General features: G+C 64.2%; 20 protein-coding genes. 11 read left to right on the top strand and 9 right to left on the bottom strand.

The genetic code is table 11. The features are described from left to right. Positions 1-16: 16 nt before the first annotated feature. The 4 genes from PQB87_RS39390 (at position 17) to PQB87_RS39375 (ending at position 4381) form a co-directional block, all read left to right on the top strand. Positions 17-898 carry an alpha/beta fold hydrolase gene (locus PQB87_RS39390; protein ID WP_059651311.1) on the top strand — a complete coding sequence of 294 codons (882 nt, stop codon included), beginning with the start codon at positions 17-19 and terminating at the stop codon, positions 896-898. Next, positions 895-2523 (top strand): bifunctional 3-(3-hydroxy-phenyl)propionate/3-hydroxycinnamic acid hydroxylase, encoded by a 1629-nt coding sequence (locus tag PQB87_RS39385; RefSeq protein WP_174414896.1) that lies wholly within the window; start codon positions 895-897, stop codon positions 2521-2523. Before PQB87_RS39390 ends, PQB87_RS39385 begins: the two co-directional genes overlap by 4 nt. Next, entirely contained in the window at positions 2513-2845 is a 333-nt protein-coding gene (locus PQB87_RS39380) for an NIPSNAP family protein (protein ID WP_021157754.1), read from the top strand. The genes PQB87_RS39385 and PQB87_RS39380 overlap by 11 nt, the downstream gene beginning before the upstream one ends. Before the next feature lie 84 nt (positions 2846-2929). Further along, positions 2930-4381, top strand: coding sequence for an NAD-dependent succinate-semialdehyde dehydrogenase (locus PQB87_RS39375; protein ID WP_489245158.1), 1452 nt, complete (start codon positions 2930-2932; stop codon positions 4379-4381). A gap of 42 nt (positions 4382-4423) precedes the next feature. On the opposite strand, the gene PQB87_RS39370 is transcribed toward PQB87_RS39375, so the two are convergent. Continuing rightward, positions 4424-5152 (bottom strand): IclR family transcriptional regulator, encoded by a 729-nt coding sequence (locus PQB87_RS39370; protein WP_059863805.1) that lies wholly within the window; start codon positions 5150-5152, stop codon positions 4424-4426. A gap of 312 nt (positions 5153-5464) precedes the next feature. On the opposite strand from PQB87_RS39370, the gene PQB87_RS39365 reads away from it, so the two are divergent. After that, positions 5465-6520 (top strand): porin, encoded by a 1056-nt coding sequence (locus PQB87_RS39365; RefSeq protein WP_060061240.1) that lies wholly within the window; start codon positions 5465-5467, stop codon positions 6518-6520. Positions 6521-6577: 57 nt separating this feature from the next. Here PQB87_RS39365 and PQB87_RS39360 read toward each other — a convergent pair whose 3' ends face one another. The 6 genes from PQB87_RS39360 to PQB87_RS39335 form a co-directional block, all read right to left on the bottom strand. Continuing rightward, complete coding sequence (locus tag PQB87_RS39360) at positions 6578-7726, bottom strand: porin (RefSeq protein ID WP_301863176.1); 1149 nt, start codon at positions 7724-7726, stop codon at positions 6578-6580. 192 nt (positions 7727-7918) lie between these two features. Beyond that, on the bottom strand, positions 7919-8482 hold the full coding sequence (locus tag PQB87_RS39355) for a cytochrome b (RefSeq protein ID WP_048027888.1): 564 nt from the start codon (positions 8480-8482) through the stop codon (positions 7919-7921). A gap of 145 nt (positions 8483-8627) precedes the next feature. Further along, positions 8628-9992, bottom strand: a complete 1365-nt coding sequence (locus tag PQB87_RS39350; RefSeq protein WP_233344947.1) for an aspartate aminotransferase family protein — start codon at positions 9990-9992, stop codon at positions 8628-8630. Between the two features lie 64 nt (positions 9993-10056). After that, positions 10057-11502 carry an aldehyde dehydrogenase family protein gene (locus tag PQB87_RS39345; RefSeq protein ID WP_048027942.1) on the bottom strand — a complete coding sequence of 482 codons (1446 nt, stop codon included), beginning with the start codon at positions 11500-11502 and terminating at the stop codon, positions 10057-10059. A 275-nt stretch (positions 11503-11777) separates the two neighbouring features. Beyond that, positions 11778-13217 carry an APC family permease gene (locus tag PQB87_RS39340; RefSeq protein WP_048027885.1) on the bottom strand — a complete coding sequence of 480 codons (1440 nt, stop codon included), beginning with the start codon at positions 13215-13217 and terminating at the stop codon, positions 11778-11780. Positions 13218-13513: 296 nt separating this feature from the next. Then, positions 13514-14458: a helix-turn-helix domain-containing protein gene (locus PQB87_RS39335; RefSeq protein ID WP_059495730.1), complete on the bottom strand. Its 945-nt coding sequence runs from the start codon at positions 14456-14458 to the stop codon at positions 13514-13516. Between the two features lie 554 nt (positions 14459-15012). Between PQB87_RS39335 and PQB87_RS39330 the strand changes: the two genes are divergently transcribed. The 5 genes from PQB87_RS39330 to PQB87_RS39310 all read left to right on the top strand — a co-directional run bounded on the left by PQB87_RS39330 (position 15013) and on the right by PQB87_RS39310 (position 21270). Next, on the top strand, positions 15013-16356 hold the full coding sequence (locus PQB87_RS39330; RefSeq protein WP_489244685.1) for an MFS transporter: 1344 nt from the start codon (positions 15013-15015) through the stop codon (positions 16354-16356). Then, positions 16350-17648: a hypothetical protein gene (locus tag PQB87_RS39325; protein ID WP_489244683.1), complete on the top strand. Its 1299-nt coding sequence runs from the start codon at positions 16350-16352 to the stop codon at positions 17646-17648. The genes PQB87_RS39330 and PQB87_RS39325 overlap by 7 nt, the downstream gene beginning before the upstream one ends. A 546-nt stretch (positions 17649-18194) precedes the next feature. After that, positions 18195-19196 carry a sterol desaturase family protein gene (locus tag PQB87_RS39320; protein WP_060061246.1) on the top strand — a complete coding sequence of 334 codons (1002 nt, stop codon included), beginning with the start codon at positions 18195-18197 and terminating at the stop codon, positions 19194-19196. Positions 19197-19258: 62 nt separating this feature from the next. Next, the gene (locus tag PQB87_RS39315) at positions 19259-19612 is read left to right on the top strand and encodes a 2Fe-2S iron-sulfur cluster-binding protein (protein ID WP_021157738.1); all 354 of its coding nucleotides are present in this window, start codon (positions 19259-19261) and stop codon (positions 19610-19612) included. Positions 19613-19674: 62 nt separating this feature from the next. Further along, entirely contained in the window at positions 19675-21270 is a 1596-nt protein-coding gene (locus PQB87_RS39310; RefSeq protein ID WP_489244681.1) for an NAD(P)/FAD-dependent oxidoreductase, read from the top strand. Positions 21271-21477: 207 nt separating this feature from the next. Here PQB87_RS39310 and PQB87_RS39305 read toward each other — a convergent pair whose 3' ends face one another. Further along, positions 21478-22431, bottom strand: coding sequence for a helix-turn-helix domain-containing protein (locus PQB87_RS39305; protein ID WP_489244679.1), 954 nt, complete (start codon positions 22429-22431; stop codon positions 21478-21480). A 256-nt stretch (positions 22432-22687) separates the two neighbouring features. Next, a complete protein-coding gene (locus PQB87_RS39300; protein ID WP_111940642.1) occupies positions 22688-23995 on the bottom strand; it encodes an alginate export family protein in 1308 nt (435 codons plus the stop codon). 691 nt (positions 23996-24686) lie between these two features. Between PQB87_RS39300 and PQB87_RS39295 the strand changes: the two genes are divergently transcribed. Then, positions 24687-26096, top strand: a complete 1410-nt coding sequence (locus PQB87_RS39295; RefSeq protein ID WP_244113991.1) for an alpha/beta hydrolase domain-containing protein — start codon at positions 24687-24689, stop codon at positions 26094-26096. The last annotated feature ends 31 nt before the right edge of the window (positions 26097-26127 follow it).

Here is a 26127-nt window from a genome sequence, read left to right as displayed (position 1 = left end):
TGCCGGAGAGCGAATGATGAATACGGTGTCCGTCAAGGATGGATGGGTCGAGAGCGACGGGTTGCGGCTGCACTACGTGAGCTGGGGTCGCGACGATGCGCCGGCCGTGGTGATGCTGCACGGCTTGCGCAGCTACGCGCGGACGTGGGAGCCCGTTGCCGACGCGCTGGCCGACCGCTACAGGGTCGTCGCGCTCGATCAGCGCGGGCGCGGGCTGAGCGACTGGGATCCGCGGCGGGACTATTACGCGGCGGCCTACGTGCGCGATCTCGATGCGCTGGTACGCGCGCTCGACCTGCGACGATTCGTGCTGGCCGGGCATTCGATGGGCGGCGCCAATGCGTTCGTCTACGCGGCATCGAATCCGGACCGGCTTGCCGGTCTCGTGATCGAGGACATGGGCCCGGGCGCGTCGGCCGGCTCGCAAGGTTCCGAGCGCATCAAGCGCGAGCTGAAGGAAACGCCGGACGCGTTCGCGTCGTGGGACGACGCGCGCGCATTCTGGCGGCATCAGCGGCCGAACATCGCGGAATCCGCGCTCGATTCGCGCGTCGCGCACTCGCTGAAGGAGGACGCGCACGGACGGATCGTGTGGCGGCACGACGCCGCCGGGATCGCGGCGGCCCGGCTGGCCGCGACGCCGGAGCAGCTCGTCCATCTGTGGCCGCTGGTTCTCAACCTGCAGGTGCCGACGCTGCTGTTGCGCGGCGGCGAATCGGATTTCCTGGCCGCGGAAGTGGCGGCCGAAATGGCGGCCAGCGCCGGCATCGACTGGCTCGATATTCCGGGCGCGACGCACTACGTGCATGACGATCAGCCCGCCGCGTTCAACCACGCATTGCGCACCTGGCTCGATCGTCTCGACGATCCGGCATGGCGGACGGGAGCCGACGCATGAAGGCGAACAATCCGGAGCGGACATCGGTCGCGATCGTCGGCGCCGGGCCAAACGGCGTGGCGATGGCGAATCTGCTCGGCCTCTACGGCATCGCGACGGTGATCGTCGAGAAGGCGGCGGACGTCGTCGAATTTCCGCGCGCGGTCGGCATCGACGACGAAGCGTTGCGGATGTTTCAGACAGCGGGGCTCGCCGACGAACTGAGCCGCGACATCATCCAGAACGTGCCGCTGCGCATGTTCAAGGCGAACGGTGAATGCTTTGCCGATATCCGCCCGTCGATCCGCGAATTCGGCTGGTGGCGGCGCAACATCTTCATGCAGCAACTGGCCGAACGAACGCTGCGGGCCGGGCTGGACCGCTATCCGCACGTGTCGCTGCGAACCAGCGAGGAAGTGGTGGATGTGGAACAGGACGATGGAGGCGTCACGTTGCAGGTGCGCCGCGCGGACGGTCGGCAGTATGCGCTCCAGGCCGACTACGTGGTCGCGGCCGACGGCGGACGCAGCCCGATGCGCGAGCTGCTCGGCGTCACGCTCGCCGGCACGACGCATCCGATCAAGTGGGTCGTGGTCGATGTGAAGAACGCCGGCCTCGACCAGCCTTGCACGGCGCTGAACTGCGACCCGCGCCGCCCGAACGTCTGCATCTATCTGCCGTTCGATTTCCGGCGCTGGGAGTTTCTCGTGTTTCCGCACGAGGACGAAGCGGCGATCGCCCAGCCCGACTCGATTCGCGCGCTGATCGCGCCGTACGTCGACGACATCGATCGCGTCGAGATCGTGCGCGCGCGAACCTACACGCACCATTCGCGCGTGGCCGAGCGTTTCGTTGTCGGTCGCGTGGCGTTCGTCGGCGATGCCGCGCACCTGAGTCCGCCGTGGATCGGCCAGGGCCTGAACGCGGGCCTGCGCGACGTGGGCAACCTCGCGTGGAAGCTGGCGGGCATCGTCCGTGGCGCATTGCATCCCGGCGTGATCTCGACGTACGAATCCGAGCGGCGCGATCACGCGAAGGCGATGATCGACCTCGCGGACACCTTCGGCGCGATGCTGATGCCGACCAACCGGCTCGTCGCGTTTGTGCGCGATCGCGTTCTCGGGCTGGTCCGCTTTGCGCCGGGACTGAAGGACTACATCCTGCAGATGCGGTTCAAGCCGATGCCGAGCTACACGCGCGGCATCGTGCTGCCCGGCGGATCGGATGCGGTCGGCAGGATGATCGTGCAGCCCGATGTCGAAACGGCCGATGGCGTGCGCCGCAAACTCGACGACGTGCTGGGTCCGTGGTTCTCGATCGTCGGCTGGCAGTGCGATCCGCAAGCGTGCCTGAGCGACGACGATCGCGCGTACTGGACGTCGCTCGGCGCGGCGTTCGTGCAGGTGAGCCGTTCGCGCAGCGGGACGAGTCGCGCCCGGCGCGTGACCAGCGTGCACGGCAGCGCCTGCGTCGAGGACGTCGACAACGCGCTGGCGGCGTGGTTCGACCGGCATGCCGGCCCGCTCGTGGTGGTGCGCCCCGATCGCTACGTGGCGGCGCAGACGGACGCCGTGGGGATGGCCCGCGCAACCGCGGCCTTTCAGGCGTTCGCGCCACGACAACGGGAGGAAGCGCATGTTTGTTGAACAACGCACCTATACGCTGGTGCCGGGCGGCGTCGCCGAATATCTGCGGCTGTATGCGGAATGCGGACGCGCCGCGCAGGAGCGGGTGCTCGGCACGATGATCGGCTGTTTCGCGACGGAAGTCGGGCCGCTGAACCAGCTCGTCTATCTGTGGGCATTCGATTCGCTCGACACGCGTGCGCGGCGGCGTGCCGCGCTGATGGCCGATCCCGAGTTCGGGATTTTTCGCGGCAAGGTCCGGCATCTGCTCGTCAGGCAGGAAAACCAGATTCTCCGGCAGGAAATCGGCGGCTTGCTGCATGCGCCGCAACAGGCGGCGTGAAGCGGCCGTCGCGCCGTCCGCGCCAACCGCGCACTTTCAACCGAGGGTTCCGTCTTGATTCCGTTTACGCCGCTGACTTCGCGCATGGTGCCTGATGCGTGCGTCGATTACCCGCCGCTTCGTCTGTATGTCGACGGACGGTTCCTGCCGGCCGACGGCCGGCGCACACAGCCCATCTTCGATCCGGGCAACGGCCGCGTGCTCGGCGACCTGCCGCATGCGACGCGGGCCGATATCGACGCCGCCGTGCATGCCGCGCATCGTGCGTTCGCGACATGGCGCCGCGAGTCGCCGCTCGTGCGCTCGGACATCCTGCGGCGCGCCGCCTCGCTCGTGCGCGAGCGCGCCGAGTCCATCGGCCGCCACATCACGATGGACCAGGGCAAGCCGCTTCGCGAGGCGGTCGCGGAGGTCATGTCGTCCGCGGAACAGCTCGAATGGCACGCGGAGGAGGGGCGTCGCACCTACGGCCGCGTCGTGCCGGCGCGTTCGCCGGACGTGATGCAGACGGTGCTGCGGGAGCCGATCGGCGTGTGCGCGGCGTTTTCGCCGTGGAATTTCCCGTTCAGCCAGGCGATGCACAAGATCGCGGCCGCGCTTGCGTCCGGGTGTACGCTGGTGCTGAAAGGGCCCGAGGAATCGCCGAGCGCGATCGTCGCGCTCGCGCACCTCTTCCACGATGCGGGGTTGCCGGCGGGCTGCCTGAACATCGTGTGGGGTGTGCCGGGCGACGTGTCGACGCAACTGATCGAGGCGCCGCAGGTGCGCAAGATCTCGTTCACCGGTTCGGTGCCGGTCGGCAAGCGGCTGGCGGCGCTCGCCGCGGCGCACATGAAGCGCATGACGATGGAGCTGGGCGGACACGCGCCGGTGATCGTCTGCGCGGATGCCGAGATCGAGCGCGCCGCGGCGATGCTGGCCGCGTACAAGTTTCGCAATGCCGGGCAGGTGTGCGTGTCGCCGACGCGGTTCTTCGTGCAACGCGCGGTGTTCGATCGCTTCGTTGCCGCGTATCTGGAAGCGGTCGGCAAGATCCGCGTCGGCTACGGACTGGAGGAGGGCGTCATGATGGGGCCGCTCGCGCATGCGCGGCGCGTGTCGGAGATCGACGCGTTCGTCGCCGACGCGAAGGCGAACGGCGCGGCGATCGTCGCGGGCGGCACGCGTTTGCCGGGGGCCGGCCATTACTTCGCGCCGACGGTCGTCGTGGCACCGCCGCGCGAGGCGCGCCTGATGAATGACGAGCCGTTCGGCCCGATCGTCGGGATCGTGCCGTTCGATGCACTCGACGATGCGCTCGCCGAAGCCAATCGATTGCCGTTCGGTTTGGCGTCATATGCATTCACGACATCGGCACGCAACGCGCACCGGATTGGCCGCGCGCTCGAGGCCGGCATGGTCAACATCAATCACTTCGGCATGGGGCCGGCGGAGATCCCGTTCGGCGGCGTGAAGGACAGCGGCTTCGGCAGCGAGGGAGGCACCGAGACCTTCGACGGTTATCTGGTCACCAAATTCATCACGCAACTGAACTGACGGTGCGCGCGCCGGCGCCCGCGCGCGACGTCGCGCCAGCCTTCAGGTGGCTTCGCCGATCTGCGCGGTGGCGTCGATCAGCAGCTTGCCGAGCACGTGCTCGTCGAACAGCGCGAAGTGCTCGGCGCGGAAGACCAGCGACAGGCTGCTGTTGATCTCGCCGCTGCTGGCGGTGCGGATCGGGGCGGCGATGCCGACGAAACCGGCGTCGAGTTCGCCGCGCGAGATCCAGTAGCCGGTCTCGACGATCTGCTGGCAGTGCCGCCAGAACTGTGTCCAGTCGGCCGCGAACTCGCCGAACGCGGCGTTGTGCCGTTCGTGCATCCGTTTCAGGCGCGCGCGCGACATCGCGGCCACGATCACTTTCGACGATGCGCCCTGGAACAGCGGCATGATGCGGCCGCGGCCGAAACCGAGCTGCAGGTTCTCGGCACCGGTTTCGTGCATGACGTTGATGATCTGTTCGTCGAACAGCGTCGACACGAGCGCATCGCCGCCGGTGACCTGGACCAGTTTCTGGATGACGGGCTTCGCGGCGGTGAGCGTCGGGTCCGACTGCCGCATGTTGTAGTCGAGATGGATGATGCGCGGGCCCAGCGTATAGCGGCCGTTGGTGCCGACGAGCAGGCCGACGGAAGCCAGTTCCTTCACGTAGCGATAACACGTGGTGCGTGAAAAGCCCATGTGTTCGGCGATTTCCTCGGCGGTCATCGACGTCGCGGACGAAGAGAAGACGTCGAGGATGGACAGCATTTTGGTGAGGCTCGACATGACGTGATCCGGAAATCAGGCGGCTTGCGGCAATGGAACGGGAGAATCGGAAACGGCTCGCGCCGCGCCGCGGTCGCGGGTGACGCGACACATCGGCGACGGCAGGGCCGTAGTCTAACTTAAGTCGTGGCGGCGGCAACCGGGCCCGCATCAAGGAAGGCGCGTGACACATGCCACTGATCGTCCTGTGATCGCGTCGCATCGAATCAATATGGAATCCTATGTTGACGATGCAGATAACGCAACCCGACACGGCCTGTGTGCGATCCGGCTCGCGGACGCGATGCATGAATATTCGATGAGGAGAAGAAGATGGGAACGTGGTTGAAGATGGTGGCGCTGTGCGGCTGCGGTGCGGTTTCGCCGGTGTTCGCGCAGTCGAGCGTGACGCTCTACGGTTCGCTCGATACCGGCATCACCTATACGAGCGATGTCGCTTCCGCGCCGCGCGGCGGGCGCCAGCTCGCGCTCCAGGCGGGCGTGTCGCGCAACGACGTGTGGGGCCTGACGGGCAGGGAAGACCTCGGCGGCGGCAACTTCGCGGTATTCCGGCTCGAAAGCCAGTTCCAGACATCGGACGGCACGTTGACCGTGCCGGGCTCCGCGTTCAGTTCGCAAGCGTACGTCGGGCTCGGCGGCGACTGGGGCACCGTGACGCTCGGGCGGCAGTTCGATTTCGTCGGCGATCTCATGCCGTCGTTCGCGATCGGCGCGAACACGCCGGCCGGGCTGCTCGCGTGGGGCTTGCCGGCGAACGCGTCGGCGGGCGGCGCGCTCGACAACCGCGTGTGGGGTGTGCAGGTGAACAACGCGGTGAAGTACGTGAGTCCGACGTTCGGCGGTGTCGCGTTCGGCGGCATGTGGGGGTTCGGCAACGTGCCCGGCACGGTCGCGCGCAGCAGCGTGCAAAGCGCGATGCTGTCCTACACGCAAGGCGCGTTCAGCGCAGCGCTCGCCTATTTCGGCCAGCACGACGTGGCTGCCGGCGGCAATCTGCGCAACTTCTCGGGCGGGGCCGGCTACAACGTCGGGCCGTTCCGCGTCTTCGGCATGGTGTCGGACGTACGGATCAGCGCTGCCGCGCCGTTGCGCGCCACTACCTACGACGCCGGGTTGACCTATTCGGTCACGCCCTCGTTGCAGCTCGGCGGCGGTTTCCAGTACCAGCAGCGCGGCGGGGACATCGGCTCGGCCAACCAGATCACGCTGAGCGCCGACTATTCGCTGTCGAAGCGCACGGGGCTGTACGCGGTGTTCGCGCGCGGGCACGACAGTGCTTACGGTGCCCAGGTCGAGGCCGCGCTCGGCGCAGCGGCGGCAGGCGCGTTGCAGACCGCGGTGCGCGTCGGGGTGCGGCATCAGTTCTGACCGCACGAGAGAGCACGGGTTGCCGCGTGCGGCAACCCGGCCCGCGGGTCGCCGCGCTCAGAACCGATGCATCATCCCGATCCGCAGCGCCAGCTGGTTGCGGCCCGACGACTGCCCGGCCGTGCCGAGCACGTGCGCATAGTCGAAGTCGGTACCGGTGTTGCCGGTTGCATGCTGGTAGGCAGCCTGGAGGTAGGTCGAGGTCCGCTTGCTGAGGTCGTAGTCGAGCATCATCGACAGCTGGTGCCAGCTCGGCGATGCGTCGCCGGCCGTCGTGGCGACATGCGCATGCGTGAATGCATAGGCGGCACCGAGCCAGAAGTCAGGCCGGAAGAAATACTGGCCGTTGACCTCGAAGTTGTCGAATTTCCACGCGTTCTGCGTGCCTGCCGCAGGCGGGTTCGCGAAGTAGAGATTCGATTCGGGGTTGGTCACGTCGACGTGCGAATACGCGGCGGAGAGCGTGAACTTGTCGCTGAACTTGTATGACGCGCCGGCATCGATGTTCTGCTGCGAGCGGCCGCTGAATACCGTGTCGTCGCTCGACAGCGCGCCGCCCGCGGTCGCGCCGCCGTTGTTTGCCTTCAGGTAGGCGACGGCGGCGGAGAACGCGCCCATCTGGTACTGCACGGCCGCGCTGTAGACGCGGTTTCGCGCGAAGCCGCCCGCCTGGTTCGAGAGGCCGTAGAGCACTTCGCCCTTGAAGCCGGCATACGCGGGCGACACGTATTTGACGCTGTTCTGGATGCGGTAGTCCCAGTCGGCGTTGTCGTTGTCGTACGGGTGCGCGCCGAAGTCGCCGAGCCAGTTTCCGGTGGCCGTGAACGGGCTCCACATGTCGAGCGTGGGGTCGTACTGGCGGCCGAGCGTAAGTGTGCCGAACCGGTCGGAATCGAGTCCGACATAAGCCTGCCTGCCGAACATCCGGGACGTCACGCCGAGCGCGCCCGTACTCGCGTTGAAGCCGTTTTCGAGCTGGAACAGCGCCCTCAGGCCGCCGCCGAGGTCTTCGGTACCTTTCAACCCCCAGTTGCTGCCGACGGTATCGCCGCTGATCATCTGGTAAGCCTTGCTGCCGCCCGCGTTGCTCGTGAAATTGATGCCTTCGTCGATCAGGCCGTACAGCGTCACGGTGCTTTGCGCGTGGGCCGGCAGGCCGAAACCCATGGCGCTCGCGGCCGATACGGCCGCCATTATCTTCTTCATCGTCGATCTCCAGGTGTGGGCGGCCCACGCGTGGCGACACGGTTTCCGACGGCGTGCGTCAGCACCGGACGCGTGCAGCGGGTCCGATTATCGTTAGTTAAACGAAATATGAATCGGGAAGAAAATCGGTCCGCCGCGATCGAGCGGACCGAATACGGCGCCTCGCCGGGCGCGAGGTTCCGCGTAGCGGAGCTACAGCATCCGCCGCAGCACGTCGTTTTCCGGGTTGCGGTCGAAGAAGCGGTGCTTCAGCGCGCCGAGCACATGCAGCACGATGAGCGCGAGCAACGTGTAGGCGAGCGTCCGGTGCAGCCACTGAAACGCCTCGAACCAGTGGTCGTTCTTCGGCAGCAGCTCGGGTACGCGGAAAAAGAAGAACGGCACGCCGTCGCTCTGCGTGAAAGTACTGGACATCGAATAACCCATCAGCGGCACGACGATCGCCAGCGCGTACAGCAGGTAGTGGCCGATCTTGGCGAGCTTGCGGTCGAGCGTCGGCAGGGTGGCAGGCAGCGGCGGCAACGGCTTCATCGACCGAATCGCCAGTTGCGTGACGACCACCAGCAGCGTGAGCACGCCGAACTCCTTGTGCGTCGGGTAGTACCAGTCGAACTTGGCCGGCAGGTTGTCGTCGAGCCGGACCATCGTCCAGCCGGTCCAGAGCTGCGCGCCGATCAGGATCGCCCTGACCCAGTGCAGCAGCCGAAGCGCGAGCGGGTATTTCTCCACGGTGAATGCAATGGCCTGGTGTTCCATTTGATTTGTCTTCCTTTGAAGCGACACTGCGACAGGCGGGATGCCGATCGTCAACGTCTCGCGCCGATCTTCGTCGAACCGAGGCCGGATGGCGATGCGCACGAACCTTCGACGAGAGGCCCGTGCGCCACGCTATTTCGCGCGCTCAGGCGATCGCCGGCGAATCCGCGCAGCATTCCTGCAGTGCTTCGCGCAGCGTCACCGCGATGAAGTCGGCTTCGTCCTGCCGCAGCGTCAACGGCGGCGACATCACGACCTTGTTCGCGATCGCCCGTACCAGGACGCCGCGCTTGCGCGCGGCATCGGCCACGCGGGCGGCGAACCCCTGTCCCGGATCGAGCGGCGTGCGGCTGGCCTTGTCGGTCACCAGATCGAGCGCCAGCATCAGTCCCTTGCCGCGGACGTCGCCGACCGTCTCGAAGTCGGCCTTCAGCGGCAGCAATTGCTCGAGCAGGCGCTGGCCGACCCGCGCTGCATTACCGGGCAGATCCTCGGCCTCGACGATGTCGAGCACGGCAAGCGACGCCGCGCAAGCGAGCGGATGCCCGCTGTACGTATAGCCGTGCATGACCACGTGCGAGAAGCCCGCACCATGTTCGATCGCGTCGGCGATCCGGCCGTTGTACAGTGTCGCGCCGAGCGGCACGTAGCCGGCGGAAATGCCCTTGGCGACGCACAGGATGTCGGCGGCGACGCCCCAGCCGCGGCTGCCGAGCAGGCTGCCGGTGCGGCCGAAGCCGGTGACCACCTCGTCGGCGATCAGCAGGATGCCGTTGCGGTCGCATACGGCCCGCACGCGCGGCCAGTAATCGGCCGGCGGGACGATCAGGCCGCCGGCGCCCTGCACCGGTTCGGCGACGAACGCGGCAATGGTCTGCGGGCCGTGAAACGCGATCGTTTCCTCGAGCTGCCGGATGCAGTGCTCGACGAGCTGTTGCGGATCGTCGCAGTTCCACGGATTGCGGTAGAGCCACGGCGTGTCGAGCAGTACGCAGCCGGGCAGCAGCGGGCCGTGATTGTAATGGTAGACGCCGTTGCCGCCGATCGACGTGCCGCCCATGTGTACGCCGTGATAGCCGTTGCGCAGCGACAGGAATTTCGTGCGCGACGGCTCGCCTGCGGCGACCCAGTACTGACGCGCCATCTTGAGCGCGGTCTCGATCGCGTCGGACCCGCCGCTGCCGAACATCACCCGTTGCATGTCCTCCTGCGCGAACATAGCGCACAGGCGGTCGGCCAGGTCGTAGACGCGCGGATGGGCGACGCCGTCGAAGGTCTGGTAGTAAGACAGCTCGTCCATCTGCCGCGCGATCGCGCTTTTCACTTCCGGCCGGTTGTGGCCGACGTTGACGTTCCACAATCCGCCGACGCCGTCGAGCATGCGATGGCCGTCGACGTCGTACACGTAGTTGCCGTCGCCGCGCGCGATGACGACGGTGGGGGTCGTATGGCCGGCGGCGGCCGAGCTCATCGGATGCCAGAATCGTTTTTGACGCTTTTGATAGTCCATGGTGTCTCTCGTCTCTCTTACGAAGTGCTTGAACAGAGGGGTGCGACGTGGTGTGCGCCGCGGGTCACAGGGCTGCGGTGACGATCTTTTCCTCGAGGTATGCATCGAGCGCGGCCTTCGACAGGTCGCGCCCGATCCCGCTTTGCTTGGTGCCGCCCCACGGCAGGCGTGCGTCGATCGGGCTCCATGCATTGATTGCGACCGCGCCGACGTCGAGCCGCTCGGCGACGCGGTGCGCGGTGTCGACATCCTGTGTCCACACCGAAGCGGAGAGGCCGAACGGCGTGTCGTTGGCGATGCGAACGGCCTCGTCCTCGGTCTCGAACGGCATGACCATGCCGACCGGGCCGAACACTTCGTCGCGGGCGATTCGCATGCCCGGATGGACACCGCCCAGGATCGTCGGTCGCATGAAGCAGCCGCGCGGCGGCACCTGTTCGTCGCCGACGAGCATGACCGCCCCTTCGGCGAGCGCGCCGTCGACGAGCGCACGGACGCGCGCGAGGTGACGCGGGTTGATCAGCGCGCCCATCTGCACGCCGGGCTCCGACGGCGGACCGACACGGATGGCCCGGGCCGCCTCGGCAAGCCGCTCTTCGAGTGCGTGCGCGATCGAGCGGTGCGCGAGCACGCGCGAGCCGGCCGCGCACGTCTGGCCCTGGTTCGCGAACATGCCGGCCATCAGCGACGGAATCGCACGATCGAGATCGGCATCCGCGAACACGATCTGCGCGGCCTTGCCGCCGAGTTCGAGTGTGACGCGCTTGAAGGTCTTCGCTGCCGCGGTCGCGATCGCGCGGCCGACTTCGGTGCTGCCGGTGAAGCTGATCTTGTTCACGAGCGGGTGCGCGACCAGCGCGGCGCCGACTTCCGCGCCCACGCCGTGAACGATGTTGACGACCCCGGCGGGCAGGCCGGCTTCGCAGACGAGTTCGCCGAGCCGGGCGACGGCCAGCGGCGTGTCCTCCGACGGCTTGATGACCACGGGGCAGCCGGCCGCGAGCGCCGGCGCGAGTTTCCACACGGCGATCATCAACGGCGCGTTCCACGGAATGATCAGACCGGCGACGCCCACCGGTGCACGCCGCGTGTAGCTGAGCGTCGGTCGGCCCATGAAGCCGTCGGTCGGAATCGTGCGGCCCTCGAGCTTGTCCGCCCAGCCGGCGAAATAGCGCAGCGTGTCGATGCACATCGGGAGGTCCATCATGCGCATCTCGGCAAGCGGGCGTCCCTGTTCGACGGCCAGCAATTCCGTCAGCGCATTGCCGTTGCGCTCGACCAGATCCGCGAGCCGAAGGAGCCAGCGGGCGCGGGCCGAGCCGCCGGCGCGGGCCCACGCGTCGTCGTGCAGCGCGGCGTGCGCGGCACGCACCGCGCGATCGACGTCCTCGGCGGTCGATGCGGGCACGGCGGCGACGTAGTCGCCGGTTGCCGGCGCCAGCTTTTCGAAAGTGCGGCCGGTCGCTGCATCGCAATGCCTGCCGCCGATCAGATTCTGAATTTTCATCATGGTGTCCATGTTTCACAGGGGCGAATCGTCGGGCTGAACGGGGCGGCGGCGAGGGCGGCTGCCACCGTGCTGCGGCGACGTCGCTTTCACTGTATGTCGATGAAATCGCGCGCCTTGTCCGCTATCGGCAATCGTTGCTGTGCGATCGGGATAGGGAATACCCGTGCCGGCGCGACGCATTGCGAGTCGCGTCGGCAGCGGGAAATGCCCGGGGAGGGCGTAACGGGACGACGGGGCGGCGCGGCACCGTCCGGGCCGCGGCTACGGGCCAGCGGCTACTGGGCGGCGCGCCCGAGTTCGCGGTACAGGTCGGGATCGCTGCGCTTCAGCCGCAGCGCGGCGCGGATGCCGAGCGCACCGACGGCGACGAGGAAATACGGAAACATCGCGACGAAGGTCGAATCCGATCCGCTCAGCACGGACAGGTTGCGCACGACCAGCACGAGGCATGCACCGAGCGCGATCACGCTGACGAGCGGCGCGATCAGGCGGTGCACGACGCTGGCGTCCCGGCGATCGCGCGCGAAGAATGCGATTACCGAGGCCGCCACCAGGATCTGCACCGCGATGATGCCGATCGTGGCCAGCGCACTCATCCACGAGAACACGACCGCGAACGGATCGAGGCGGAACACCGCCGATCCGACGATGGCCGCGAGCGCGATCAGCGTCTGCACCTTGCCGGCGACGTCCGGGCAACGATGCACGGGGCACGTATGACCGAGCTTGCGCCACAGTACGCGTTCGCGGCCCATCGCGTAGAAATAGCGCGTGATCGTGTTGTGGAACGACAGGATGGCCGCGAAGAGGCTCGTGACGAGCAGCACGTTCATCGCGTCCGTCGCGATGCCGCCGAGCAGCCGGCCGCTGACGGCAAACCACAGATTGGCCGGATCGCGGCCCGCCTGTGCGGCGATCTGCCCCTCGCCCCACGCCTCGACGATCGCCCACGACGACAGCGCGTAGAACGCCATGATGAGGATCACGGCCAGGTAGGTGGCCCGCGGAATCGTACGTTTCGGGTCGCGCGCCTCCTCGGAGAAGATCGCCGTCGCCTCGAAGCCCATGTACGAGCCGAGCACGAACACGAGCGCGGTGCCGAGCCCGGGTGCGAACACCAGCGCGGGGCTGAACGGCTTCGCGCTGAAGCCGCCGGTGCTCGCGCCGTGCACGACGATCGCGAGATCGAGCAGCATCACGATCGCGATCTCGCCGATCATCAGCATGCCGAGCAGCCGGCCGCTGAACTCGATGCGTCGCGCGCCGCAGACGTGGACCGCGACGACGCACGCGAGCGCGAACGCCCACCACGGCACGTCGACGCCGTAGTGCCGCTGGATGCTGTCGTTCAGGAAAAAGCCGAACATGCAGTAGATCGCGATCTGCACGGCGTTGTACGCGACGATCGCGACGAACGCGCCGCCCACGCCGGCGGGGCGTCCGAGCCCGTTCGCGATGTATGCATAGAACGCGCCCGCATTGGAGATGTGCCGGCTCATCGCGGCATAGCCGATGCTGAAGATCAGGTACATGACGCCCGCCAGCACGAATACGCCGGGCACGCCGGGGCCGTTGCCGAGCGAGAATGCCGCGGGCGTCGCGCCGACCATCGCGGTGAGCGGCGCGGCCGCGGCGACGACGAAGAAAACGATGTGTGAAAGTCCGACGGCGTTCTTGCTGAGCCCCGCTTCGGACCGGGGTGACGATTCGTTCATGAGTAGTCCCGCTGGCCGGATCGTCCGTCAGGAATCGACACCGGCATGCCTGATCGATATTCCCGTGCCGCGCGCCGATCCTGACGAGCCGGCAAGGGATGCCGACGGCCGACCACCGACGACGACACAGGTGTGCGCTTGGACGGCCGCTCGATGCGGTGAAGCGCACACAAGCAGGCCGACGACAAAAATTTACGGTGCCTAAATCACGCGCGTTGTCCGTTATCGGCAATCCGCATGCGCGGGGGCGGCAGGGGATTACCCGGATGCGCCGCCACCATGCGTCGTTCGCGGGCTCAGCTCAGGCGCGGCGTGTGTGACGGCAGCTCGTGGAAATGCTGGTGGTAGTACGCGGAGAAGCGCCCGAAGTGGCAAAAGCCGAATTGCGCCGCCGCGTCGCCGATCCGCATCGTCTCGGGCGTCGTCATCAGGAAGCGCCGCACGGCGTTCAGCCGGATCGAGCGGAGATAGGCGGTCGGCGTCGTGCCGACCACGTTCTGGAAACTGTATTGCAGCGTGCGGCGGCTGATTCTGAGGTGGTGACAGAGATCGATCACCGTCGGCACGTCGTCGCATTCGAGCGCGATTTCCTGGCTGCGACGAACGATGTAGCTTTGCGTCGAGGCCGACGGCAGCGCGCCGGCATCCGCATCGTCGGACTGCACGAGGTCGAGCAGGATGCCGACGACACTGTGCGCGAGCACGCGTTCGTCGAATGCATCGCGTGCGGTGAGCGAACCGCTGTCGAGCGCCTGGCAAAGCACGCGCTCGAGCCCGTCCAGCGCATGGCCGTAGCGTGCGGGCGAGATCGGCAGCACCGGCTGCTTCAGGATGCGGGCAGGCAGGTTCGCGAGTTCGTCCAGTTCGCGATCGGCCGTGAGCGTGCGATCGATCGTGAAGGCGAGCACCTCGGTGTCGCACGGCAGATGCGCGACGAACTCCTCGCCGCCGCGCAGCGTCAGCAGGCTCGGGCGCTCGACGGTGCGCCCCTGGACCACGGGCGCGACCGCGCTGACGATCGGGAGCGCGAAGCAGAGCCGGTCGCGCGGCGCGAGGCCGTGCTGCATCACGCGCTGATTGATGCGTTCGCGAAAGACGTGGAAACGCTGGCCGGCGACCTGGCGCAGCGTGGTCGTTGCGGTGCCGGGACTGATCTGGTCGTAGTGCTGCGACCAGTTCACGATCGCCTGGGAATGGAGGAACACATCCGAGAAGCACAGTGTTTCAGCGTGCAGATTCATGGCGTGGCTGATGCATACCGTCTGAAATTCGATGCCGGCCGAGGCCGACGCAGGTTGCCCGGGCGCGGGCAGCGCGCGATGCGCGCGGTTCGCCTGGATTCGCCCGGATGGACGGCTTCCGAAGATGCCGTGCCATGCGGCCGGTCCCGCCGACGATCATATCCAGAAAAAAACACCGGGTGACGCGATCGAAAATCCCGTTGACGCTCGCGGCCGTCTTTTTTTGTAAATCTCATTATATGAGATTGAATTTATTTTTATGATGGGGGTTTACGTGCGATATGACGCGATACCTTGCAGTGTAGGCGAAATGACCGGGATATCCGCAGGATCTCGATGTTTTCTTACAAAACTGACGAATGAAGGTGGGCGATGCGGTGCAGGCGACGCCCGGCGGATTTTCTCGTGTTAACTACCAATGAATCCCGAATTGTGAGATTCGTATAATTCTCCCGTGGCGCTTCGACTGGCCGTGCGCATGCATGGCGCCGCCGATTACAGCCGCGAGCAACGCACGCGACTGCCGATGCATGTCCACCTACCGGGAGCGGTCCATGTCCGAGTCACCCTCTGCCGTCTTGTACCGCCGGATCGCGCTGCGCGTGATTCCGTTTCTGTTCGTCTGCTATGTCATCAACTTCGTCGATCGCGTCAACATCGGGTTCGCCAAGCTGCAGTTCCTGCAGGATCTCGGCTTGAGCGAAGCCGTGTTCGGCTCCGCGACGGCCATATTCTTCATCAGTTACGCCGCCTTCGAGGTGCCGAGCAATCTGGTGCTGGCGCGCATCGGCGCGAGCCGCACGCTGATGCGCATCATGGTGCTGTGGGGCCTTTGCACGGTGGCGCAGATGTTCGTGACCGGCAGCGTGTCGCTGTACGTGGTGCGGTTTCTGCTCGGCGCCGCCGAGGCCGGCTTCTTTCCGGGCCTGATCCTGTACCTGTCGTACTGGTTTCCGGACGCGGTGCGCGCCCGTGTCAACAGCATGCTGCTGCTCGCCGTTCCGGTTGCTGGAATGATCGGCGGACCGCTGTCCGGCTGGATCATGGCGCACATGCAGGGCGTGATGGGGTTGCGCGGATGGCAATGGCTGTTTCTGATCGAGGGGTTGCCGGCCATCGCGCTCGGGCTGGTTGCGCCGCTGATGCTGAGCGACCGGCCAGAACAGGCGGCATGGCTGTCGTCTTTCGACCGGCAGGCGCTCTTGCGCGATCTGGACGCCGAGCGGGCCTCGGCCGTGGTCGGCCATGACCGGGTCGGCGTTGTCGACATCGTTGGCAACGGTCGCGTGCTGGGGCTTGCCGCGATCTATTTCTGCATCTACGTCGGGATGGGTACGGTGACGTTCTGGTCGCCCACGGTGCTGAAGTCGGCCGGGGTGTCGAGCATCTCCGGAATCGGCTGGTTATCCGGGCTGATATCGGTGTTCACGATGATCGGAAACGTGGCGATCGCATGGAGTTCCGACCGATTTGGCGAGCGCCGGTGGCATACGGTGGTCTGCATGCTCGTCACCGCGTGCAGTCTACTGCTCCTGCGCTTCTCGGTCGGCCACGTATGGATCACCGTGGCCTTGCTGGCGGTCGCGCAGCTGTGCGCGTTCACCGTGCCGATCGTTTTCTGGACGATTCCGGCTGCACAACTGACCGGTCGCGCGGCGGCGGCGGGCATCGCGGTGATCAGCATGCTGGGTTCGCTCGGCGGCGCCTTCAGTTCGTGGCTGGTCGGCCTCCTGTTTGCGCGTACGGGGGCGCCGTATGCCGGGCTCGGGGTGGTCGCGGGGCTGCTGGTGGTCGGTTCGGTGCTGGTGACGAGCCTGGTGCCGCGCACTCTGACGCCGCGCCGCGCGGCGAGCGAACGGGCGTGTCTCCATACAAGCCGGGGAGGTCGAGCGTGCTAGAGGACAAAGACACAAGGCGGCTCGTTGCTCACGGGGAACGCATTCAAAAAAGTGGCGTGCTCGGAAAATCGTCGCAGATCAATCGTCTTTTCGAATTACTGCTCGAACGTTCGCTGGCCGACGCCGCACCGAAGGAAATCGAGATTGCGCAAACGGTCTTCGGCAAATCCATCGACGTGGATCTTGCCGCCGATGCGACCGTGAGGGTGCATGTCCACCGGCTACGGAAGAAACTCGAGGAACTGCCACCGGACGAGCATGGTGAACGCCTGGCCCTTCCGCGCGGGGAATATCGGCTCGTCGTCGTTCCGCCGGCTGCGGCCGCGGCAGACGATCGTGCCGCACCGCGTCGCCGCCTGCCGCGCGGCGCCTGGATGTGGTTCGCAGGAGGCGCCGTGCTTCTCGCCGGGCTCAATCTGATTTGCTGGAACTGGTTCGCAGGCAATCCCGCCGGAGACGCTCGCCTCGAGACCAATCTCTGGAGTGCGCTGGCGGGGAGCCATATTCCGACTCTTGTCGTATATGGCGGCGATTATGTTTTCGGCGAGTTGGATTCCGACAACGAGGTTTCCCGCCTGATACTCGACCCCCGAATTCACTCTGCGGATGAGTTGGGTCAGTACCGGTTGCGGACCTCGGGCGCGAATCAAAAATATATCGACTTGAATACCTACACCCTTCCTGAAGGTGTGGCGCCGGCTATGGCTGCCATTACTCCCATCATTGCGACCGCGCGAGCCGGTGAGCTGCCGTCGCTGCAATCCATCGCGATGTCGAGCTTCACCAACAACATGTTGCGGACTCACGATCTCGTCTATGTCGGTTTGCTGAGGAATCTGGCGGATCTGAAAGAACCGCTTTGCGATATCTCGGGTTTCTCTCTGTCGGACGACGGCGATACGCTTGTCGATCGGGCGAGCGGGAATCAGTTTCAATCCGACTGGGACAACCCTTCGACCGAGGGGATTATGCGCCGCGACTATGCATATATAGCCAGCTTTCCGGGCTCATCGGGAAATCATATCGTCGTTATTGCTGGCACCAGGGATCCTGCGCTCATGGAGGCGATACATGTTGCGTCGAGTAAATCCGAACTGGACAAGCTGAAGAAGAGTCTCGGCTCCGATAACACGTTCGAGGCACTGTATGAAGTCCGTACATTCGGACCGTCGAATGTCGGTAATAAGCCGGTCATTGTTCGCCATCTGAAGGTCGGCCAGATGTGGCCTGTAAGAGAAAGCGAGCTTGCGCCCAAGAAAGCCGGAGCCGGCGAACCCGCAAAACCAAAATAAAAAGTTGCGTTGCGTACGGTGATCCCTGGAGCCGGTCCGGGCTCGAGATCGTGGTGAGCATGCGGGACGCACCTGTTTCGACGGCGATCCGGATGTGCTCTCGATGCCGCATCGAGATTGAATGCCCGATACCGGTTCGTCTTCTGTTTCTCCACCCGTTCCTCCCGTTTCGAGACGTCGTTATTTCGGCTGGGCCGAACCGGTGCGCGCCGCAAGCGAGCGGAGCAGAAGAGCGGGCGCAATGGACGCAGGAATCGATATGCCCGCGATACGCAGGCATCCGCGATGCGATGAAATCGGGTTTACCCCCGGAATTGCAGATGTCCGGTCACGCGAAAACACCAAAAAACGTTCGTTAACCGTTCGTCCACCGTTCGTTACTGGCCTGTGGGAGGGCGGCAGATCACCATGAACGCACTATCCCGACGGCCGCGTCTTCCTTCTGTGTCGAACAGGCCGCGGGCATAGACGGTACCTGGCAAGTGCGGCGTGCGCGACTCGCGGCCCTGCCCTGGCTCGTGACAATATGCAATCCCGGAGACGAAGATGCTAAATGAGATATGGAGCTCGGTTGCTGACTTTTATGACCCGACCATCGGAATGCTGCGGCAGTGGGCATGGGGTCTTCCGATTTATTTCGTGGTAGTTGCATGGGTCGCGTTCCTGGCAAGAAAAGAACGAGAGCCGGTGACGTTACGGGCGGTGGTGAGGTCCGTATTTCCGAAGGACCAGTACGATCACGCGTCGGCTCGCGTCGACCGATGGAACGGCATTATTCTTCTGGCGATCGGTTTTCCACTTTCTGTATTCGTCGCAATCAATGCGATATCGGTGGCGGACAATCTGGCGGGTTTTCTGGCGACGTATTTCGGGGCGAGAGCGCCTCTGATGCACACCGACTGGAAAATGGTTGCGGCTCAGTTCGCTATCTATTTTCTGGCTCTGGATTTTTCCGGCTACTGGGTGCACCGCTGGTGTCACGAGGTTCCCGTCCTGTGGCCACTGCACAAGCCGCACCATACGGCCGAAACGCTGACGCCATGGACGCTCTTTCGTCAACACCCGGTTGAATTCTTTTTTCTGAACACGATTCCGTCGTTTTTCGCCGGCGTGATGCTGGGCTTGCTGCTTTACGCCACCGGAACCGCTGTCAATCCGGGAACCGTGACCGTGATCGGAATTCAGGTGTACGTTTCCTTTTTTGTCGTCGACACGATGTCTCACGTACACGTGCACGTTTCGTACGGAAACTGGGTGAATCGTATCGTTCTCGCGCCTGTCATGCATAACCTCCATCACAGCATCGAGCTGCCGCATCGAGATAAAAACTACGGGGTGATTTTGACGGTATGGGACTGGATGTTCGGAACGCTTTATCTGCCGAAAAAGAACGAAACATGGCGCTGGGGGCTGAATGAAGTGGAGTTTGGGGAAAAAAATCCTCACAAAACCCTGCGAGGCTTCTATCTCGAGCCATTCGTTTCGTTCTGGCAGGGTTTGCTTCAAATCGGCGCTCGCCAGGATACCGTGACGCCGACCCACGAGTGAGTTTTCGCCGACGGGCGGATATCCAGGCCGCACGCACGACTCGATATCGAACAGAGTCGCGCGTGCTCGTTAAAAAATCACCTTTCTTGAATATGCCAAAAGTTACCTATATCGAAGCGAATGGCGACGAGCACGTCGTGGTCGCGCCGGACGGCGCCAATGCAATGGAGACCGCACTGGAAAATGGAGTGCCGGGTATCGACGGCTTTTGCGGCGGACAGGCCTCGTGCGCGACTTGCCATGTCTATGTCGACGAACCCTGGCTCGGCGTGACCGGCAAAGCCGATCCGGCGATCGAGCTTGCTCTCCTCGAGCCGTTGGGTGCAACGCAGGAGAACAGCAGGCTCGCTTGTCAGATCAAGTTGACACGAGAATTGCACGGCCTGGTGCTGAGAATGCCCGAGAAGCAAGGCTAGGCGGCTATCCCGAGCCTGTTCCTGACGGCTCGGCGCGCGTACTTCGACGGAGTACGACGGCGATGAACCGGGGGCACGAATGCGAATCTTCGTGTTTCGTGCCCGTTCGCGCGCGTTGTGCATCGACGGGTGCCGCGGCCGGTTCGGCGATCGGAGACGCGCTCGTGTGGGCGTATCCGATTGCCTGTCGGCGAGACACGCTCGTCTTCCTCTTCAACGCATTCGGAGTCCGTACTGCCCGGCAAGTGATCCACCTCGTCGAACATCGTTCCGGCTGCGCGATTGTCGAAGCGACGGTTTGCCGGCGAACGTCGTCCTCGACAGCCGGTTCCGGTGCGCACGGCGCACGCCGATCCGGTTCAAACCCGTGGATTGCCAGGGCGTTTCCTCGGGAGACAATTTTGACATCCTCACAAAAAGCGCCGCTCGTTATCGTCGGTGCCTCGTATGCCGGAACTCATCTCGCCGCGGCTGCGCGCGAACTGGGATTCGATGGACCGATCGTCCTGATCGGAGACGAGCCGCACGCACCCTACCAGCGCCCGCCTCTTTCCAAGGGCCTGCTCACCGGCAAGACCGGCATGGGCCAGCTCGCGCTGCGCAGCCCGGATTTCTATACTGAACAATGCATCGATCTGCGCGTGGGGCAGCGCGCTACAGCGCTGGATCTGGCCGCGCGCCGCGTGCGGCTGGCGGACGGCGAGCATCTCGAATACAGCTGGCTTGCACTCGCGACGGGCGCGCGCTGCCGCCCGCTTCCGGTTCCCGGCGCTGAGCTTCAGGGCGTGCATCAACTGCGCACGCTCGACGATGCGCTGGCGGTACAGCGCAGGCTTGGCCGTTGCTCGAGCGCGTGCATCGTTGGCGGCGGGTTTATTGGTCTGGAGGTCGCGGCCGCGCTGATCTCGGCTGGAACGCGGGTTACCGTGGTCGAGAGCCAGACTCGCCTCCTCGCGCGCGCCTTCCCGGCGTTCATGTCGGACTATGTCGCGCATGCGCATCGCCGACGCGGCGTCTCGCTGGAACTGGGCCGTAGCGTACGGGCGCTGCTGGGCCGTCAGGGTAGCGTCGAGGCAGTCCAGTTCGACGATGGCCGCACGTTGGATTGCGACTTGGTCGTAACAGGGATCGGCGTATTGCCGAACACGGAGCTTGCCGATGCCGCCGGCATCGCCTGCGACGACGGCATCCTTGTCGATGCGTTGGGCCGCACCTCGGTGCGGAACGTACTGGCCGTCGGCGACGTGGCCAACATGGCGCAGCCGCCTTTCCCGGGTAGTCCAGCCAGAATGCGGTTTGAATCTATCCAGGCCGCCAGCGACGGCGCGCGCGCCGCGGCCTCGGTGCTGGTCGGTCGGCCTCAACCGCTTTCGGCCGTACCATGGTTCTGGAGCGAGCAGCACGACCTGAGATTCCAGATGGCCGGTCTGCCATCGTCCGGAGACCAGGTGGTGTTGCGCGGTGCACCCGCCAGCGATCGCTTTACGGTGTTCTACCTGCACGACGGTGCGATGGCGGCTGCGCATTCCGTGAACCGGCCGTCGGACCATGTGCTGGCGCGCAAGCTGATCGCCCAGCGATCGCGTATTCCCGCTGCGACGCTGGCCGACCCGACCGCGGATCTCAGATCCATGATCGACGCCGGACAGGTGAATTGACCGTCATTTTCGGGGTACACCGGGCGCCTCGCGCACGCGAGTCACCGGTCGTATGTCGGCCATCGCGTGAATCCGCGTGCGCTCCGGCAGCGGATTCGGTCGCGGAAGATGACGAGCAGGGTGGTGGCCGCAGCCGTCGGAATGGGTGCGAGGCACCCTGCATCGCGGTCGGGCTCGGTGATCGGACCGCGCCGGCTCGTCCGGCTTCTATCCGTCGTTCCGAACCGGTCTTTTGGTATGCGAAGGCAGCTCGCCGAAGAGTGCCAGGTAGTCCTCGGCGAAATGGCTCATGTGGAAGAATCCCCATCGGGCGGCGGCGTCACCGATCAGGAGTTTGGATGGATGCGTCGACATCAGGCTTCGACGCACGCCGTTGAGCCGCACGGACCGAAGGTAATTCAACGGCGTCGTTCCGGTCACGGATCGAAAGCTGTTCTGCACGGTACGCCGGCTGACCTGCAGTTGCTGGCACAGCTCCATCACGCTGGGAACCTTGACGCTCTCGGACATGGTCAGGTGATGACATTTCTCGACGATGAAACTTTGGGTGGAACTGCTGTTGCGTTGGCGTAGATTGCAATCCGGGCTGCTGATCAGTCGAATCATTTCATGAAGAACGAATTGCTCGAACGCGCCTTCGTCATGCTGGATGGTGCCGCCTTCGTCGTCGACGAACGCCTCGGAAAATATCGCAAGCAGGCGACGGCGGCACGCGTTCAGGCGCTGTCTGGGCAACGTGATGACGGGTTGCTTGAGGAGCGTGTTGATCGCGTGGGCGTTCGCAACGGTCGATAGTGCCGATTCGAACATATCGCGATCGAAGTTGATCGACAGCATGTCCATGCCCGTTGGCATATGAAACATGAACTCCTCGCCGCTACGCAGGAAGAGAACGCTGTTGCAGTCTGCCTTGCGGCCTTGCATGACGACCGGTCCGGACGCCGAAATCGGTATGGCTAAGCAAATCTTTCCCGACGGAGCTTCGCCGTGTTGAACGACGCGCTGGTTTATCCGTTCCCGGAAAAGATGGCAGCGCGCGCTCGCAAGTTGCATCAGCGAGCTTTCGAGCGAACCCGCCGATATCTGGCTGTAGGTTTGATTCCAGTGCTTGATCGACGCGGCGTGGGCATTCACGTCATCAAATCGGTCGATGCTCTTCATGACAGGAAACCTCGACGGGGCGGCGAAGGACGTGCGTAGGGCGACTGATCGTTTTTTGGGCAGGAGAAATTCTGCGAACAAATCGTGTGTTATCCCAGCGGGGGAAACCCGCGGATGTCGAGCCTGGACGCGCGAGCCCGTCCGCCGGTCCGATGACTCCGTCAAGTTCGGCGTGTCGAGGCGCCGTAAGCGGTTGCGACTGCTACGAAGTCCGATGTCGGCGATGCGATGTGCGGCGGGGTGATCGAAGATTGCGCTAGAAATTCGCGACGATCATCAGGTTGGCATAGAAGTTTGCGGCCGCGCTGCCGGTCTGGTTTCCGCCGTTTGCAGCGTATTTTCGCGGTTTGTAGACACCGAAGTTCGGGGAAAACTGGAGATGCTTGGTCAGAGCCCAATCCAGATAGAGTGTCAGCTCGGACGCGTCGAGATCGAGGGTCGAGCGATTGGACAACGTCCGGAAGTTGAAATACATCAGGGTCACGGTAAATTTTTCGGATGGGTGGACTGTGAGCCCGACGTCATGGATGCGCGTATTGAAGTTGTATGAAAACGAATAGTTGGATGCGATTTCACCCTGGTAGCGATCGCCGAATCCACCCTGGAACAGCGAGTCGAAATCCTTCGAATAACGCGTGTAGCGATAGCTCAACGACGGCTGCCACCGGACATTCCGGAACGTATATCCGGCTTCGGCATACCACCCGTTGTCGTTGCCGGATCGTTTGGTTTGGTATGCATATTCGAACGCGAAGTGCGTATTGGAGATCCCGGCGTCACCGTCGCCTCGAATGCTGTACGTGTTCATCCCCGGGCGATCGAGGCGGCTTGGGGTACTGACATATCGCTTGTCGATGCTGATGCCATGGACAAAGGTGAGCCCGAGCGTTCCCGGCTGGGCCGTATAGTCCAGGGTGCCTACGGCCAGCTCGGTATCGGCTTGCAGATGATTGTTCGATTTGAGCCAGATTGCGCTTCCATGCCATCCGGTGTCGCCGCCCAGTCGCAGCACTGCGGTTCGCGAGAAAGCCACGCGCGATGCCAGATAGTAAGCGCCGCCGCGATCGTAGCGGCCGTCGTCCACAGCTCTGCCGGCACTGACTTTGTCTCCTTTGATCAGGAAACCGGAGCCCACGTTGACGTACTGGCTGCCGGCGGAAATGTCGATGCCGTCCTTTCCCAATGCAGGAATCGAGTCGCCGGATTTCCAGCCGAGGTAGGCGTCCTCGAGCGCGTTGCGGCGTTCGCGGCCGGTCGTAAAGCCGCCGGGGTCGCCGTCGCCCCACGTGGCCGAGCCGAGAAGACTCACGGCCCCGTAGATCGACCCTGCGCCGGGGATCGCCGTGCCGCCGCTCAAGCCATACTTCAGATAGCCTTCCTGCCATCGGGTTGCGCCCGGACGGTCGATATAACTGCGCTGGACACTGAAGAACCCGTAGCCCACGCTCAGATTCGCGTCGATGTTCGTGCTCCCGTCGTTGTAGAACTCGTATGCGCTTGCAGGCGACGGAAATGTGCCGATGACGATCAGCGCTGGAAACAAAATTCGGATAACGGAATACATGGAATTGTCCTGAAATGTGCAGTGCGCTGGAGTTTTTCTGCATGCGGTGTGCCCTGTGCAGCGCGCGCTGTCGACGGGAGACAGCGCGTCATTGAAGTCGTCACGAGCACCGCGAATCGCGGGTTCGAGTGTTCAGTCGCGATGCCGTGAGGTGGTAGCCCAAATCAGCACAAAGTACGAGGGTCGGGTGCAGGCGGCGATGCGAAACGTGGCGGCGCAATCGAGCCGTTGCCGTTGGCGGTTTCCTTTCGCGAGGGTATTCCCCCGGTTCCGTATGGAGTTGCCATTTCTGGATAAACGGCTGTCTGGAGACGCTGTTTAATGACTTGCGTCGAGCCGCCGACGGGTGTGCTTCCCTGGTCGACAGTGCAGCGGGATGGCGGCAGGGCGAACGGGAATCGCGGGGGCAGCGCGCCGCATGAAGGAAAAGCCCGCGCGGGAATACCGCTCATCAGCGAATACGAGATGCCGGAAACGGAAGGGCGGCGCTTTCGTCGCAGCGTGGCGTGGAATGCCCGAAAGACATTCGTGAAGCGACGCCGTGGGTCACGTGTTTCGCGCAGTGACCATGCTCATCAACAGTGGAAACATTCACATGCACCGTCTGATAGAGAAAACCCGATACGTTGTCTTGATGGGAGTTTGGATCGTGGCAGGTACGGCCGCACCGGTTCGCGCGGAGGTCCCGCAAATGCCCACCGTCGTCGAAGTTCCACCCTCCGGTAAGCTGCCTCTGTCGTCGGCTTCCCGCCCTGGAACCGAATATATCGATCTGGCCAGATACGGGTACACCGAGAAGGAATACTACCTATCCGGTATCGCCCCGGTCATTACCGCGACGGGGAAGACGATGTTCCAGGCGCCGTACCTGACACGGATTCTCGTCCGCGCACCGACCGACCCGGCCCGCTTCAATGGAACCGTGATAATCGAGCCGTTCAGCTGGTTCGGAGAGCGCGGCGCCGGCTGGATCCTTACCCGGAAATATCTGCTGAGTCGCGGATACGCCTACGTGGGATACACGCTCAATAGCAACAAGCCGGCGGTCGATCCGAAGTTCATATCGGACACGCCGAAGGAGCAGGCGGACCAGATCGCGTTGTATGGAAACATCGTCAATTTCGACTTCATGCGTCGCTTCGACTACGCGCGTTATGCGCCGCTGGGCGTGTATTACGATCCCGAGCATTTCGTGCTGGGCAACGTGCCGAACCCGTTCATTCCGCAATCGCAAGGCATCGGTGCGCAATTGGCGCTGGTGCTGAAGTCCGATACGCCGCAAAGTCCGCTCGCGCCACTGAAGGTTCGGCGGGTCTATGTCGATAGTTGGGCCGTGACGGCGCAAGTATGGATGGACTATCTCGACCAGGGGCGCCACCAGCAATGGCGGATGCCTGACGGTCGTCCTTTGATCGACGCGTACATGGCGGGGCGCATGGCCTATGGCGAGGTGGGGGGCGAATCCATTCGCGTTCCGCGCAAGATGCCGGACGACGCACCGTTCGTGACGGTCTTCAGCGAATCCGAATTGATGCACGATGTGCTCGCCGGTATTCCGCTGCCGCCGGACACCGACAGCCCCAAGCTTCGTTATTACGAAGTCACGGGCATGCCGCACTTGCGAAAGGCCGATCTCGGCACGGGTGAGAAGGAGTGGGTGGCCGCCGATATCGGCAAGGGTAACGATCCGCGTTGCCGAACGCTCTATGACGAGCCGGTGGAGGACGTCGTATCGGCAATCCTTGACGGGATGGATAGATGGGTGCGGAACGGCGAGACCATGCCGAAGGCGCCGAGGGTCGTCCGCAACGGTAAGGCCGTGGTGCGCGATCTGGTAACTGGAAACATGGAGGGAGGAGTCCGTCCACCCTGGATTCAGGTGCCGTCCGCGACCTACATGACCGACCAGGAAACGGGTTGCGGTCTGATCTACGACACGAAGATTCCGTATTCGAAAAGCAAGATGAGAAAGTTGTACGGAAATTACCAGAACTACGAGCAGGAATTCGAGGCGGCGAAAGAAAAGTCGATCAAGGAGCGCTATCTCCTGCCGGACGATGCTGCTACGCTTCGGCCGATTGCGAAACCCGGGGACTTCTAGCAGGCTGTTGAAAAACGCCTCGTTGTGACGA

The organism is Burkholderia sp. KL41 (assembly GCF_057005415.2).
The sequence above is the reverse complement of the archived record's forward strand: the minus strand, read 5'-3'. Positions and strand labels throughout refer to the sequence as shown.